We start from the raw sequence: 14,588 nt of genomic DNA on the forward strand, positions 1-14,588 counted from the left end.
GCTCCTCGTTCTGCGGCAGGCCCCCGCCAGGTCCTGGCAGGGGCCTGCCGCAGAACCGGAACTCCGGTTCCGATCGGCGCGACTGCGACGGGGGCGGGCGGCGCTCCTGGCCGTCCTCCCCCGCCCGCTCCGCCGACCGCCCACTCCGATTCCAGCGAGGTCCTACCGGCGGCGCTCCAGGCAGCCCCGCACGAATGCCGCCTGCCCGGCATGCTGGAGGTCGTCCGCCAGGACGCTGACCAGGCGGACGCCCAGAGTGACGGGCGGCGACCAGGCCTCGTCGACGATGCGGTCGAGCGCTCTGCCGTCGAGTTCCCGGATGAATTCGGCCGACCGTTCGTGCACGGCGTCGTAGTAGCCGAGCAGCAGCTCGGCGGAGCCCACCCGGACGGCGCCGACCTGTTCGCTGCTGTGTCCGTAGCCGGTGGCGCCCTTGGCTACGGGCAGATCGAAGCGTGCGGCCCAGTCCTGGGTGAACCAGACCTGTTCGGTACCCGCCGCGTCCGCGAGATGGTCGTCCTGGACGCGGGTCAGGTGCCAGACCAGCCAGGCGATCGAGTTCGCCCCGTCGTCGAGGCGGGCGTTGAGGTCGTCGGGGGCGAGACCGTCGACGGCCGCGTGCACGGTCTCCCTGATGCGGGTGTATCCATCGGTCAGGATGTCTGCGACGTTCATGCCCTCACCTTGGCCGCTCCCCCGCCCTCGCCCCGCCATCGACACGCGCCGCGTCGGACCGGTGCCGGTGAGGGGCGGCCCTCGTCCCTCACCGGCACCGCGCCCCGGTCAGCCGTAGATACCGAACTCCCAGAGGGAGTAGCCCCAACCGGTGCCCCGATGCGTGAGGTTGAGCTTCACATAACGGGCGGTCTGCGCGAGGTCGAGGTCGTCGGCGTCACCGTTGCCGACGGTGGTGGTGTAGACGGACCGCCAGTTGGCGCCGTCGTCCGAGACCAGTACCTCGTACGCCTTGGCGTAGGCCGGATCCCATACCAACTGGAGGTGGCGGAAGGACTTGCGCTCACCGAGGTCGACCTGGATCGACTGGGGGTCGCTCCAGTCGCTGGCCCAGCGGGTGTCCATTCTGCCGTCGGTCGCCATCGCTGCCGTGCAGGGGCAGCCGGTGCTGCCGGACTGCGCGGAGGTGGCGGTGGCCGGCCGCCCGAGGGCCAGATTGGTGCCGGTGACCGGAGGAACCACGACCTTCACGGACTTGGTCTCGATGCCCGCGTTGCCGTGTCCGTCCTCGGCCTGGATGTAGACCTTCCACACACCCAGCCGCTCCGGCGCCCGTACGGCGAACGTGCCGTTGCCCGTGGACCGCCATTCCGCCTCGACCAGGGCCTTGTCACCGGTGGCGTAGTTTCCGCTCAGATAGATCCTGTAGGTCAGCGGGTCGTTGTCCGGGTCACGGATGTCGGCACGAACGGTGAACTCCTGCCCGGCGGGAGCCCCGGTGGCGTTCTGCACGGTCATGCCGCTGATGACCGGCGGGGTGTTGTCCCCGGCGGTGGAGCCCGCGTACGCCTTCTTCAGGGCGTAGTACGAGAGCCTTCTCCTGCCGTCGGGCACCACGTTGAACCAGACGCCGCCGAAGTCGTGCTCCGTGCCGTAGTGGAAGAGCGTGGCTCCCAGCGCGACGCCCTGATGGGCGGTGACACAGTTCCAGGCCTTGGTGTAGCCCTCGGCCTTCTGGACGTCGGTGGGCTCGTCCGGGACGCCGTTGGCGTCGTCGGGGACCTCCCACTCACCGGCCGGACCACCCTCGGTGATGATGTAGGGCTTGGTGTACCCACCGGTCTGCCAGGCCTCGCGGACCCCGCAGATGTCGCCGTAGGAGTTGACCGAGTACAGGTCGAGGTCGGGGGCGTTGCGCTTGTAGTAGGGCCACGCGCCCGTCCAGGCGTCGGTCGAGGTCACCGGGTGGTCCGGGTCGACGGTGTGGATCTTCTTCGCCACGTCGTTGACGAAGGCGGTGTAGGCGTTGCGCTGCCTCTCCAGTTCGTCACCGCTGTAGCAGTTCTGGAGGCCGAGGACCGACTCGTTGCCGACGTTCCACATGAGGACGCCCGGGTGGTTCCGGTATGTCTCGGCCCACTTGGCGAACTCGGTGAGCGAGGAGGACTTGTAGGCCTCGTCGGTGACGTAGTTGACGCACCCCCCGCTGCCCGGCCCGCCGCCCGGCTGGAGCCAGAAGCCGCTGACGACCCGGATGCCGTTGGCCGCGGCCTCGTCCAGCAGCGGCTTCGAGGAACCGTCGGTCCCCCAGGTACGGATGGTGTTGACGCCCATCGATCTCAGGTCCGGCAGGTACCGAGCCGCGTCGGCGACGGACGGGCCCCAGGTCAGACCCTTGACCTGGTAGGGCTTGCCGTCGACGGTCAGCTGCCAGTCGCCCTGTGAGCCGGTGACACGGACAGCGCCGCCGGAGCCGGGGGGCGTGCCGGTGGCACTGCCGTACACCTGGAACTCCCAGAGGGAGTAGCCGTAGCCGCCGGAGCGGGCGGTGCCGTACATCCGGACGTAGCGGCCCGACCCGGAGACGGCGAGATCGTCCGTACCGCCGTCGCCGGCGGTCACGGTTTCGAGGGTCCGCCAGTGCGATCCGTCGTCCGAGGCCTGGATCTCGTACGCCTTTCCATAGGCGGACTCCCAGGTCAGCACGGCCCTGCTGAGGTCTGCCGTGGCACCCAGGTCCACCTGGATCCACTGCGGATCGCGCCACTCGCTGGCCCAGCGGGTGCCGCTGAGGTCTCCGTCCACGGCGGCGGAGGCGGAGTAGCCGTCGCCCTCCTGGGACGAGGCGGTGGCGTTTTTCCCCTGTGAGAGAAGGGTCTCGGCGGCTCGGGCGGGGGGCGCGGCCAGCATCACGAGCGAGGACGCGAGAAGGGCGAGAAGGGTGATCAGCAGCGTGCCCGGACGCGGTCTCGCGGGCATGGCTGCGCAAGCTCTGTGCACATTCTCTCCTGGCAGAAGAGTGCGGGACGGTGTCCCGTAACCGAATGGGAGAGCGCTCTCCCAGGAGAGTGGCGTGTACGTGCTCAGCTGTCAACGAACGTGACGCGTCCGGTTCCCCCGGACATGACCGCAGGGGTCCAGGGAGGTGAGGGACGCCCGGAATCCGGACGCCGCTTCCCTGCTCGCGGACGGGGCGGCCCTACGGAACGAGGCTTCCGGCCTCCACCGGCCGCTCCGCGCGCCCGCCGGCTCCGGCCGCCCGCGCGGCGGAGTGCAGCGAGCGCAGGGCCAGCAGCAGAAAGCCGATGTCGTCGAGGTACACAGGATCCGGCACCAGGTCGACGGGCGACACCGTGTAGATCACGGCAGCCCAGAGCAGGGCCTTGTCGCGCAGCGGGATTCCGGCGTCGGCCAGCAGTTTCCTGGCGCGCAGGACCCGCAGCAGGAGGACTCCGGCGACGCCTGCGGTGAGCAGCACGAAAGCCGCGCCGATGACGATCCAGGCCGTGGTGTCCATACCTCATCGTGCACCAGCCGCCCCGGGAATCACCAGGCGAGAGCGGGGGCACGCGGTGTGACAACGCCCTCGTCGCTATCCGGGACCTTTGGCCCGCCTGTGCGAGCGGCGCTTCAGCGCGCGGCGCTCGTCCTCACCGAGGCCGCCCCACACACCGGCGTTCTGGCCGTTCTCCAGGGCCCACCGCAAACACTCCTCCTGTACGGGGCAGCCCCGGCACACCGTCTTCGCGTCCTCCTCCTGCACGAGCGCGGGGCCGGTGCTGCCGACGGGGAAGAACAGGTCGGGGTCCTCGTCGCGGCACGCCGCGTGTGTGCGCCAGTTCTCCATGGAGTCTCACTCTCCTGACGGTCGCGTGTGGAGCTGTCCGGCTCCGTACGCTGCGGGTGACCGTCCCGGGGCTTTTGAAACCCCTGCGGCGCACCTCCGCGGCTGTCGAGGCCGCGGGGGCGGTATCCGGGTGCGTCAGTGTGCGCACCCGCGGTGCCGGCGGCAACGGTGCGTGGCCGGCCTTCCTCGGCGCGGCCCCGCGCCGAGGAAGCCCAGCCCGATGCCGAACATCCAGGAGTCCTTGGCCAGCGGGACGCCGTCCTGGCTCGGGCGCAGGCTGCCGGGTTCACGCATTCCCGGTACCCGCAGATACAGGCCGAGCAGCCCGCCGGAGAATCCGGTGAGGGCCAGTCCGGCAAGCCTCGTCGGCACGAAGGGGACCAGCAGGCTGCTGCCGACCGCGATCTCCGACCAGGCCAGCAACCGGGTGAACCGGTCGGGCTCGATCTTCTTGAGGAACGGGTAGGCCGTGCAGGCCATGCCGTGCAGGCCCTGCTGGGTCGCCTCGTCGGCCTTGAGCTTGCCCAGGCCGGAGTTGAGGATGAACGCGCCGGTGGCGATGCGCGGCGGGAAGTCGCGCGGGTCGGGCAGCGGGAACATGAGGGTCCTCCACGGTTCGACAGCCCCTGACCGACCATAGCCAGCGGAGGTCCGGGCCGCGCGCAGAGAAGGGCCGGCCGGGACCGGGGCCGCACACCGAGAAGGGCCTGCCCCGACCGTTCCACGCGGAAGGAGCCGGACCCGCAGGTGAGCCGGACTCACGCGCAGGCCCTCGGTCATACTGGCCACGGCGGGAACGGAGAGGCGGCACAGTGGTCCAACAGCAAACGGAATACGACGTCTTGGTGGTCGGCGGCAGCGGGGTGGACACCATCGTCCGCGTCGACTCCCTGCCGGTCCCGCTCGCCGACTCGGTCATGGTCGGCCCGATCGAGGAGTGGCCCGGCCAGACCGGGGGCAATGTGGCGCTCGGTGCCCGCGCGCTGGGGCTGGATGTCGCACTGCTCGACTGCATCGGCGACGACTGGACCGGTGCGCAGGTGCGCGAGCGGCTGGCCGGGGGCGAGGTGGAGTTCCACCCGCTGATCTCGGCGGCGGGCACCCGCCGTGCGGTGAACCTGGTGGACGCGACCGGCCGGCGGATGTCGTTCTACGACGCCCGGGATCCGGCGGATCTGCGGATGCCGCGTGACTTCTACCTCCCCCGAATGCGGCGGGCGCGCCACGTCCATCTGTCGATCATGAACTTCACGCGTTTCCTCTACGACGACATCGAGGCCCTGGGCGTTCCGGTCTCCACCGATCTGCACGACTGGGACGGTGTGGGTGACCATCAGCGGGAGTTCGCGCTCCGCTCCGATCTCGTCTTCTTCAGCGCGGCGGCGACGGGCGACCGCGCCCCGGCGCTGATGCGGGAGATTCTGCGTGAGGGCCGTGCAGGCACGGTGGTCGCCACGGACGGCGCGGCGGGGTCCTACGTGCTCACCCGCGACGGTGGCCCGGACCCGGTCCACGTGCCGGCGACGGTTCCGCCCGCGCCGGTGGTGGACAGCAACGGTGCGGGCGACGCGTTCGTCACCGGGTTCCTGTACGGACGGCTCGACGGCCGGGACGCCCTCGGGTCCGCCCGTCTCGGCGCGGTGGCGGGTGCCTTCGCCTGTACGGCTCCGGGGTCGACCGCCCTGATCGGCCGCGAAGCCCTGCTGGCGGCGGACGGCGGCGCTTCGTAGCCGTCCCGGAGTGTGCGCGTGCCCCGGCGGGCCGGATTCACCGGACCGCCGGGGCACGCGCCGCGCGGCCGAAGCGCCGCCGTTTCCGTCGTGCTTCGGACGGCCCCGGGCCTCGGACTGCTTCGGCTACGGAACTACTTCAGATACGGACCCGCTGTGCCGATCATCCCCGGACCGTTCAGCACATAGACGCGCATGTTGCCCTTGCCGGGTGCGGCGACAGTGAGCTTCCCGTCGCTGACGACCCGCGTGTCACCGGTGACGGCGTCCTTGTACGTTCCGTTGGGGATCCCCGTGTACGAGGCTCCGCCGGTGACGGTGACGAGCGCGAAGCTGTCCGTCGTGCCGCTGGTGTAGCGGCGCTTGTACGCCATCTGCCCGGTGATGCCCTCGGTGGAGTACTGGCCCATCTGGAGGGCCGGGACAGCCCGCCGGATCTCGTTGAGCCGCTGGACGTGTTTGACCAGTGGCTTGGACAGCGTGTTGGCGACCTCACCGGTGGCCGAGTCGACCTTGGAGAACTCCGAGGAGGTGACGTCGCCCGCGAGGTGGTCGCCGTAGTAGGCGCGTCCGGTGGTGGCCAGCGGACAGCTGGGCCCGCAGTCGATCTTCTTGCCGGCCTGGAACTCGATCTCCGATCCGTAGTACAGGGTCGGAATGCCGCGGAAGGTCCACATCAGGGCCATGTTCTCGGCCCAGGCGTCGGTGCCGCCCGCGTAGCGCTCGCTGCTTTTGTTGGGGCCGTAGTCGTGGCTGTCGACGTAGACGACGTTGTACGTGGCGTCGTTCGTCGAGTCGTCGGAATCCTTGCCGTTGTTGTACGCGTTCGTGGCATCACCGAAGTTCATGTGCATGCGCATGTCGATGATGTTCATGCCCGAGAACCGGCTGTGGTCGGGGGCGTGGTAGGTGTTGCCGTCCAGGAAGGCGTTGGTGGACGTCGGCTGGGAGCCGGTGCCGAGCTGGTTCTCGTAGTCGTACATCTCCAGCGCGGCCTTGGCGTCGTCGGCGTCGTACTCCTTGCGTTCCTTCCAGGTGAAGAACTGCGCGGAGTGGTTGACCGAGCCCCGGTTCCACTTGTCGTTGACGAACGCTCCGACCTCGCCGAAGACCAGGAAGTTCTTCGCGGCCTCGGCGCCGAACTGCTGGGTGACGCGTTCCTGGATCGCGGGCAGGAAGCGGCGGTTCCAGGTGGTGCGCGGGATGTGCACGGCCGTGTCGATACGGAAGCCGTCGACGCCCATGTCGATGTACTTGTCGTAGGCGCCGATCAGATAGTTCTGGACGGGGGCCGACTCGGTGTTGAAGTCGGCCAGGTCCTCGTGCAGCCAGCAGGAGCGGGAGTCCTCGCCCTCCCAGTTGCCGAGCCAGCAGTTGTGGTAGTACTCCTTCGGGAACATTCCCGAAGTCGGGTTCGGCCACTGGCAGTTGTAGATCTTGTAGCCCTCGGGCGAGGTGGCCCCCGTGGGCTTGCCCCAGTTGAGGCAGGTGTTGCCCGCCGGTTCGGCCGTGGACCACAGGTCGCCGTTGTAGTAGGACTTGCCGCTCTTGGGGTCGACGGTCAGACCGTCGTACTCGAAGCCTTCGTTCTTCTCGTCGTAGTACCAGCTCCACTGGGAGTCCCGGACCCCGTAGACCGTCGGGGTGAACAGCCCCTTGGCGCCCCAGCGCGAGGAGTGGTTGTAGACGACGTCCTGGTAGATCTTGATGCCCTTGGCATGGGCGGCGTTGATCAGGTCCTGGTACGAGGCTCCGGCGGACTCCAGGCGGGGGTCGACCTTGTAGAAGTCGTAGCCGTGGTAGCCGTGGTAGTCGTAGTCGGACCGGTTCAGGACGACCGGGGTGATCCAGATGGCCGAGAAGCCGAGCCCCTTGATGTAGTCGAGCTTCTTGACCAGGCCCTTGAAGTCGCCCCGGAACATGGGGTCGTTGTTGGCGGCGTTGCCGGACTTCACATCCTGGCTGCCGCCCCGGTTGTTGCTCGCGTCCCCGTCGTTGAAGCGGGCGGTGAGGACGAAGTAGATCGGGTCCTTGCGCGGGTCGGTGCCGAGCGGCTTGCCCTGGGACGCCGCGGGCGGCTTCTCCCCCGTGGTCGCCTTCGCGGCGGCGGAGGCCGCCGAGGTGTTGCCCGCCGCGTCTGCCGCCTTGACGGTGTAGGTGTAGGAGGTGTTCTCCTCCAGGCCCGACTCCGAGAGCACCGTCGAGCTCACGTCGGTGACGACGCTGCCCTTGGTACCTCCGGTCCGGGTGACCTGGTATTTGGTCACCTTCTTGTTGTCCGTGGAAGGTTCCCAGGTCAGGACCACCCCGACGCCGTCGGCCTTGGCCGTCACTCCGGTGGGCACGGTCGGCGCCTCGGTGTCCGGCGTCTCAGCGGCGCACGGGTCCTCGGCGTCCTTGACGACGGCCCGGTCCTTCACGGTGCTGACACCGGCGGGGATCGTGTAGTCGCCGCCGTTGTTGTTGTCCCAGACACCGTTTCCGTTGTTGAACGCCGCCTTCATCGAGGTGGCGGCGCCGAGATCGACCGTCTTCTTCACCCAGCCGGTACAGGCGGGCTCCATACCGACGCCGGGCACCGCGGTCCAGGAGCCGCCCGCGGGCTGGTAGTGCAGGTTGGTGGTGGTCCAGCCGACCGTGGCGGTCGAGTAGTACACCGAGGCGGTGGTGCCGGCACTGCCGGTGGGGCTCGGGCTCGGGTCCGGACCGGTTCCCCCCGCGCACGGGTCGCTGTGGGCCACGACCCCGTCCTTGACGGTGATGCTGCCGCTGCCCAGCTCGTAGTTCTTGCCGGCGTTGTTGTCCCAGACCCCGGACCCGTTGTTGAAGGTTGCCTGCAGTCCTTGCGCGGTTCCGAGCGGAACGGTCTTCTTCACCCAGTCGGTACAGGCGGCCTCCATCGCCACCCCGGGCACCGCGGTCCAGGAACCGCCGTCCGGTGCGTAATGGAGGTTGTAGGCCGTCCAGTTCTTCGTTCTCGTGTAGTAGAAGACGGTCGTGGACGTCTCGGCAGCGGCGACGGGCTTCGCGTCCAGGTCGGGTGTGCCGGGCAGCGCGGTGAACAGACCGAGCACTGCGGCCGCGGCCGTGGCTGCCGCGAAGGGGCGTCTCAGCAGCCGGTGAGGGGTGCGTTTCATCGGTGTCTCCAGGGAAGGGCCACGGCGACGGCGAAGCCGTGGCGTCCAGGGCGCAGGCGTAGGGGACCTGCACCGTCCCGCCGGAAACCCTGACGCGCCTCAAGGTCCGAGCGATGGGCATGCGTTCCGTCTGCAATTCCAGCCGGAATTTTGCTGCAATCTCTTGCGGTTGGGAAGTTACCGGCACATGACAAGCCCGTAAAGAGGCCCGGCACCCCACAGCCCGCCCTCCCCATACGGACGGCATGATTCCGGATGCCCGGACCGTCCGCGCCCGCCCCGCCCCCTCTCAGAGCGGCACGGTCAACTGCGCCTGCAGATGGGCGCGCAGCACTCCCGCCATGTCCGTGGTGCAGCCGCTGAGGAGCCACTGCGTCTGGAGTCCGTCCATCAGCGCGATCAGCTGCTGCGCCGCCTCGTCCGGGTCGATCCCGTCCCGCAGGACCCCCTCTTCGCGGGCCTCCGCATAGGAGACGGCGGTGGTCAGAACCGAGTGCCGGTACCGCTCGACGAAGTAGGCGTGCGCCGGGTGACCGGCCGAGGTGGCCTCGGCGGCGAGTACGGAGAACAGCTCGACGATTCCCCGCCGTTCGGCATTCAGCGCGGCAAGGCCGGCCAGCCGCCGCAAACGGTCCACGCCCCTGGGAGCACCGACGGACAGCCACGCCCCGTCGACCTCGTCGCGGTGTTCGAGAACGGCGAGCAGCAGTGAGCCCTTCGTGGGGAAATGGTGCAGCAGGCCCGGGTGCGAGATGCCGCAACGCGTCGCGATCACACGCAGCGAGGCACCCCGGTAGCCGGCCTCGCCGAACATGGCCATCGCCTGGTCGAGGATCTCCACGCGCTTCGCGCGGCCCTTCGCGTAGCCACGACGTGCCTCACCCGTCACTCGCCACTCTCCCGGTCATGGCGGACGGCACCCCTGCGTACCGTCGCGCACCCAACATACTTACCACCCGGTCGGGATTTGGGCGTACGGTGGATCCCAGCGGCAGAGTTGTGCCGTGCCGCGCCATCCCGCCGACCTGTGAAAGGAACCCCCGTGGGCTCCTCCCTGCCCTACCTCGACCCCGCGCTGTCCGTCCCGGAGCGTGTCACCGACCTCGTCGGCCGGATGACGCTGCCGGAGAAGGTCGGCCAGATGCTCCAGCTGAACGCGAAGGACGGGGTACGCGGCCTCATCGAGGAGATGCACGCGGGTTCGATCCTTCACGCCTCACCCGAACGGGTCCTGGAGGCGGCAGCGCTCACCGAGCGGACCCGGTTGCGGATCCCGCTGCTGGTCGCTGAGGACTGCATCCACGGACACTCGTTCTGGGAGGGGGCCACGATCTACCCCACCCAGCTCGGCATGGCGGCGACCTGGGACCCGGAGCTCGTGGAGCGGATCGCCCGTGCCACCGCTGTCGAGGTGGCCGCGACCGGGGTCCACTGGACGTTCTCGCCGGTCCTGTGCATCACCCGGGACCTGCGCTGGGGCCGGGTGAGCGAGACCTTCGGCGAGGACCCCTTCCTCATCGGTGAGCTCGCCTCGGCGATGGTGCGCGGCTACCAGGGCGACGGGCTGGACGACCCGACGGCGATCCTCGCGTGCGCCAAGCACTTCGCGGGGTATTCCGAGACCCAGGGCGGCCGGGACGCCAGTGAGGCCGACATCTCGCGCCGCAAGCTGCGCTCGTGGTTCCTGCCGCCGTTCGAGCGCGTCGCCCGCGAGGGCTGCCGGACGTTCATGCTCGGCTACCAGTCCATGGACGGTGTCCCTGTCACGGTCAACAACTGGCTGCTGAACGAGGTGCTGCGCGGCGAGTGGGGGTACACCGGAACCCTGGTGACCGACTGGGACAACGTGGGCCGCATGGTGTGGGAGCAGCATGTGTACGCCGACCACACCCAGGCGGCCGCCGCCGCGGTCCGCGCGGGCAACGACATGGTGATGACGACGCCGGCCTTCTTCGACGGGGCGCAGGACGCGGTCGCCGCCGGCACGCTCGACGAGGCGGAGATCGACGCAGCCGTCCGGCGCATTCTCACGCTCAAGTTCGAGCTGGGACTGTTCGAGAATCCGCGCCACCCGGACCGGGAGCGCCAGGCCGCCGTCATCGGCAGCGCCGGTCACGCCGGGCTGAACCTCGAAGCGGCGCGCCGCTCGCTGGTGCTGCTGGCCAATGACGGCACGCTGCCGCTGGCCGGCGGGTTCGAGGCCGGTACCGACGGACGCGCGGTCGCAGGGGCCGGATCCGTACCGCGCACGGTCGCCGTCATCGGGCCCAACGCCGACGACGCGCAGACCCAGCTCGGCGACTGGGCGGGTTCGTCGGGCCAGGCGGACTGGCTGCCGGAAGGGCAGCCGCGCACCATGATCCGTACCGTGCTGGACGGGTTCCGCGAGCAGGTTCCGGACGGCTGGAACGTCACGTACGCGCGGGGCGCGGACATCCTGACCGTGGGGCCGGACCCCGAGGGCGCCTTCTTCCCCGACGGACAGCCGCGGCCGGAGATCGTCGTCCCGGCCGAGCCGTCCGAGGCCATGATCGCCGAGGCGGTCGCCGCGGCGGAGGCCGCCGACTACGTCGTCGCGGTCGTGGGTGACCGCATCGAACTCGTCGGTGAGGGCCGCTCCACGGCAACCCTGGAGCTGATCGGCGGCCAGGTCGCGCTGCTCGACGCGCTCGTGGCGACGGGCAGGCCGCTGGTCGTGGTCGTCATCAGCTCCAAGCCGCTCGTACTCCCGCCGTCGGCCCACCGCGCAGCGGCGATCGTGCACGCCTTCAACCCGGGCATGCTCGGTGGCCGGGCCGTGGCCGAACTCGCCCTCGGTCTCATCGAGCCCTCCGGACGGCTGCCCCTCTCCTTCGCACGTCATGCGGGGCAGCAGCCGACGTACTACAACCAGGTGCGGGGCCAGCACGGCACCCGCTACGCCGATCTGACGCAGAGTCCGGCGTTCGTCTTCGGCGAGGGGCTCAGCTACACGACAGTCACCTACACGGATCTCGAGGTGCCCACCGACGTCCTCGGCGCCGGTGACACCCTGCGGGCGCGCGTCGTCGTCCGGAACACCGGTCGGCGCCCCGTGCTGGAGACCGTGCAGGCGTACGTCAGCGACACGGTGACCTCCGTGACCTGGGCGGAGAAGGAGCTCAAGGCCTACCGCCAGGTGTCGCTGGCCCCCGGCGAGTCGCGGCAGGTCGTCATCGAGCTGCCGGTCGCCGACTGCAGCCTGGTGGACGCCGAGGGCAGGCGGATCGTCGAGCCGGGCGCGTTCGAGCTCCTCGTCGGGCCTTCGTCGCGCGACGCCGTCCTTCTGCGGGCGCCGTTCATGGTCAAGGGCTGAGGACTGCCCCCATGGCGCTCCCCGCGGATCACTTGGTCCGGTGCCCATGGGGGCTCCACACGCCCCCGGTGGTGTCCCCCTTCCCTCCTTCCGTCCGTCCGTAAGAGTTCCCGGAGCTGGCCCATGACGGATTCGCCCCTCACCGAAGCGGAGATCTCCGAGGCAGAACAGGAACTCGGCGTGTCCTTTCCCGGGGAGTACCGGGCTCATCTGCGCGAGGTGAGCGCGGGCGGGTCACTCGCACGGCTTGAGCGGACCGGGCGCGGATGGTGGTGGGCGGGGAACGACGAGGGACGGCGCGAGTTGCTGACCGTTCCCTTCCCGCATCCCGGCTCCTACGCCGGCAGGGACGACGAGCTGTCGGCGCGTGAGCCAAGGCCCGAGGCGTTCGGCGACGACGCCGGGTACCGAGCGGCCTGGCGGGCCTGGTTCGACGAGACCGAAAGGTTCGAGGACCTGAAGACGGCCGGTGCGGTCGTCGTCCAGGAGCACGGCTGCGGCTTCTCCACCCTGCTGGCGCTGACCGGCTCCCTGGCCGGCACCGTGTGGTGGGACGGACGGGCCAGCTGTGACCTGATCGTCCCGCTCTCCTTGGATCATGGCGCCGGCGCCCGGCCCGTCACATTCCGGGAGTGGCTGGATCACGGTTCATGGGCTCTGTTGCCACCGGACTGGGGGCCGCCCCTTCCGCCGGAACCTGTTGTTCGCCGCTGAGAGCTGTCCCCGCACGCCGTACGAACCTCCCGGCGGACGGACCTCCCGGTCGATTCCGGCCCGGGTGGCCCAGCCGGGGCCCGGCGCCGGACGGAGTCGGTCGCCGACGGCGCTCGGGCGCGTGCCGAGCAGGCAACCGGCCTGGCAGCTCTTCGGTGCGGGGTCACTTCTCCGGCCCCGGCGGTTCGCCGGACGGACCCGCCGCCGCGGGACCCGTACCGCTCTCCGCCTGCCCGTCCGCCTCCCCCACGCCGGGCATCGGTGCGCCTCCGCGCAGGCGCTCCACGTCCGAGGGGCGCACTTGGATGACGAACAGGGCGATCAGGGCCGCGACGACGGCGAAGACCGCCGCGACGACGAACGCGGTGGAGACGCCCGAGGCCAGGACCTGGTCCCCCCAGGTTCCCGGCAGCTGTCCGGTACGGCGGAATTCGGCAAGCTGGGCCGGCGTCGCCTCCGCGAGGAATTTCGGCACCTGGTCGGTGGCCTCGTCGCGGCTCGCCGTACCGAAGACCGTGACGAGGATGGAGAGGCCGAGCGATCCGCCCACCTGCTGGGTGGTGTTGAGGATGCCGGAGGCCGCACCGGCCTCGTGCGGGGCCACCCCCGAGACGGCCATCAGCGTGAGCGAGACGAACTGCAGTCCCATCCCGAGACCGAACACCAGCACCGGGCCCAGGAGGCTCCCCAGGTACGAGCTGTGGACGTCGGTCCGGGTCAGCCAGCCCAGCCCCGCGGCGGCCAGGAGCGCACCCGTCACCATGAAGGGTTTCGGGCCCCACCTGGGCAGCAGCCGGGAGGCGAACCCGGCGCCCACGGCGACGATCACGCTGATCGGCAGGAAGGCGAGGCCCGTCTTCAGCGGGCTGAAGTCCAGGATGTTCTGGACGAACAGGGTCAGGAAGAAGAACATGCCGAACATCGCCGCGGCAAGGCTGAGCATCATTCCGTAGGTGCCGGCGCGGTTGCGGTCACGGAACATCCACAGGGGTGTGATGGGCTGGCGCGACCGGCTCTCGATCGCGATGAACAGCGCCAGCAGCACCACGGCCGCGGCGAAGGCAGCGAGAGTCAGGGTGTCGCTCCAGCCCTCCTCGGACGCGCGGATGAAGCCGTAGACGAGACACACCATGCCGAGCGTCGCCGTCAGTGCGCCCACGACGTCGAAGTGACCGGGATGCCGTTCCGACTCACGGATGTAGCGGCGGGTGGCGAGCACGATCAGCAGACCGATGGGGACGTTGACGAAGAAGATCCACCGCCAGTCGAGCCACTCCACCAGTACGCCGCCCGCCAGCAGTCCGATGGCACTGCCGCCGGCCGAGACGGCCGCGAACACACCGAACGCCCTGTTGCGGGCCGGGCCTTCGCGGAAGGTCGTGGTGATGAGCGACAGTGCGGTGGGTGAGGCGATGGCACCGCCGACACCCTGCAGGGCGCGGGCGGCGAGCAGTTGCCACGATTCCTGGGAGAGACCGCCGAGCAGGGAGGCGAAGACGAAGAGGCTCACACCGAACATGAAGACTCTGCGGCGGCCGAGGATGTCTCCCAGACGCCCGCCCAGCAGGAGCAGCCCGCCGAAGGTCAGTGTGTAGGCGTTGATCACCCAGGAGAGGTTCTCGGTGGAGAAACCCAGCGCGGTCTGGATGTGCGGGAGTGCGATGTTCACGATGGTGATGTCGAGAACCACCATCAACTGGCATGAGCAGATGACAAGTAGAGCGATCCCGCTGCCTCGCCCCGTCTTCCGGGGTTCGGCAGCCTGCGGGGGTGTCGCGTGGGAACCCGTCATGGGATTGCTTGCTTGCCGCTCGGGCCGTCGGTGAACGTGGCCGTTCACTCCCCCGACGTTAGCCCCGCCCGTCGGGCGC

11 protein-coding genes are annotated in these 14,588 nt (G+C 69.8%); 3 read left to right on the top strand and 8 right to left on the bottom strand.

Annotated features, from left to right (window positions below; genetic code table 11):
• Positions 1-162 precede the first annotated feature (162 nt).
• The 5 genes from ACZ4LX_RS05275 to ACZ4LX_RS05295 all read right to left on the bottom strand — a co-directional run bounded on the left by ACZ4LX_RS05275 (position 163) and on the right by ACZ4LX_RS05295 (position 4,402).
• A complete protein-coding gene (locus ACZ4LX_RS05275) occupies positions 163-675 on the bottom strand; it encodes a mycothiol transferase (protein WP_467639570.1) in 513 nt (170 codons plus the stop codon).
• A 108-nt stretch (positions 676-783) separates the two neighbouring features.
• Positions 784-2,934 carry a discoidin domain-containing protein gene (locus ACZ4LX_RS05280; protein ID WP_467639567.1) on the bottom strand — a complete coding sequence of 717 codons (2,151 nt, stop codon included), beginning with the start codon at positions 2,932-2,934 and terminating at the stop codon, positions 784-786.
• Between the two features lie 220 nt (positions 2,935-3,154).
• Positions 3,155-3,472, bottom strand: coding sequence for a YkvA family protein (locus ACZ4LX_RS05285; RefSeq protein ID WP_467639564.1), 318 nt, complete (start codon positions 3,470-3,472; stop codon positions 3,155-3,157).
• 75 nt (positions 3,473-3,547) lie between these two features.
• Positions 3,548-3,802 carry a WhiB family transcriptional regulator gene (locus tag ACZ4LX_RS05290; protein WP_467639561.1) on the bottom strand — a complete coding sequence of 85 codons (255 nt, stop codon included), beginning with the start codon at positions 3,800-3,802 and terminating at the stop codon, positions 3,548-3,550.
• A 135-nt stretch (positions 3,803-3,937) separates the two neighbouring features.
• On the bottom strand, positions 3,938-4,402 hold the full coding sequence (locus tag ACZ4LX_RS05295; protein ID WP_467639558.1) for a hypothetical protein: 465 nt from the start codon (positions 4,400-4,402) through the stop codon (positions 3,938-3,940).
• 212 nt (positions 4,403-4,614) lie between these two features.
• Between ACZ4LX_RS05295 and ACZ4LX_RS05300 the strand changes: the two genes are divergently transcribed.
• Positions 4,615-5,532 carry a carbohydrate kinase family protein gene (locus tag ACZ4LX_RS05300; protein ID WP_467639555.1) on the top strand — a complete coding sequence of 306 codons (918 nt, stop codon included), beginning with the start codon at positions 4,615-4,617 and terminating at the stop codon, positions 5,530-5,532.
• Between the two features lie 134 nt (positions 5,533-5,666).
• Here the strand turns inward: ACZ4LX_RS05300 and ACZ4LX_RS05305 are convergent, their stop codons facing one another.
• Complete coding sequence (locus tag ACZ4LX_RS05305) at positions 5,667-8,669, bottom strand: carbohydrate binding domain-containing protein (protein ID WP_467639553.1); 3,003 nt, start codon at positions 8,667-8,669, stop codon at positions 5,667-5,669.
• Between the two features lie 289 nt (positions 8,670-8,958).
• The gene (locus ACZ4LX_RS05310) at positions 8,959-9,558 is read right to left on the bottom strand and encodes a TetR/AcrR family transcriptional regulator (protein WP_467639550.1); all 600 of its coding nucleotides are present in this window, start codon (positions 9,556-9,558) and stop codon (positions 8,959-8,961) included.
• 153 nt (positions 9,559-9,711) lie between these two features.
• Between ACZ4LX_RS05310 and ACZ4LX_RS05315 the strand changes: the two genes are divergently transcribed.
• Positions 9,712-12,003: an exo-beta-d-1,3/1,6-glucosidase gene (locus tag ACZ4LX_RS05315; RefSeq protein ID WP_467639547.1), complete on the top strand. Its 2,292-nt coding sequence runs from the start codon at positions 9,712-9,714 to the stop codon at positions 12,001-12,003.
• A 123-nt stretch (positions 12,004-12,126) separates the two neighbouring features.
• Positions 12,127-12,717, top strand: a complete 591-nt coding sequence (locus ACZ4LX_RS05320) for an SMI1/KNR4 family protein (RefSeq protein WP_467639544.1) — start codon at positions 12,127-12,129, stop codon at positions 12,715-12,717.
• 163 nt (positions 12,718-12,880) lie between these two features.
• Here ACZ4LX_RS05320 and ACZ4LX_RS05325 read toward each other — a convergent pair whose 3' ends face one another.
• Complete coding sequence (locus ACZ4LX_RS05325; RefSeq protein WP_467639541.1) at positions 12,881-14,509, bottom strand: MFS transporter; 1,629 nt, start codon at positions 14,507-14,509, stop codon at positions 12,881-12,883.
• Positions 14,510-14,588: the final 79 nt, after the last annotated feature.

Source organism: Streptomyces sp. NPDC026062 (assembly GCF_055568375.1).

Excerpts from the sequence above, each read along its gene's own strand:
- ACZ4LX_RS05275 (WP_467639570.1), bottom strand. The coding sequence starts at position 675 with ATGAACGTCGCAGACATCCTGACCGATGGATACACCCGCATCAGGGAG.
- ACZ4LX_RS05280 (WP_467639567.1), bottom strand. The coding sequence starts at position 2,934 with ATGCCCGCGAGACCGCGTCCGGGCACGCTGCTGATCACCCTTCTCGCC.
- ACZ4LX_RS05285 (WP_467639564.1), bottom strand. The coding sequence starts at position 3,472 with ATGGACACCACGGCCTGGATCGTCATCGGCGCGGCTTTCGTGCTGCTC.
- ACZ4LX_RS05290 (WP_467639561.1), bottom strand. The coding sequence starts at position 3,802 with ATGGAGAACTGGCGCACACACGCGGCGTGCCGCGACGAGGACCCCGAC.
- ACZ4LX_RS05295 (WP_467639558.1), bottom strand. The coding sequence starts at position 4,402 with ATGTTCCCGCTGCCCGACCCGCGCGACTTCCCGCCGCGCATCGCCACC.
- ACZ4LX_RS05305 (WP_467639553.1), bottom strand. The coding sequence starts at position 8,669 with ATGAAACGCACCCCTCACCGGCTGCTGAGACGCCCCTTCGCGGCAGCC.
- ACZ4LX_RS05320 (WP_467639544.1), top strand. The coding sequence starts at position 12,127 with ATGACGGATTCGCCCCTCACCGAAGCGGAGATCTCCGAGGCAGAACAG.
- ACZ4LX_RS05325 (WP_467639541.1), bottom strand. The coding sequence starts at position 14,509 with ATGACGGGTTCCCACGCGACACCCCCGCAGGCTGCCGAACCCCGGAAG.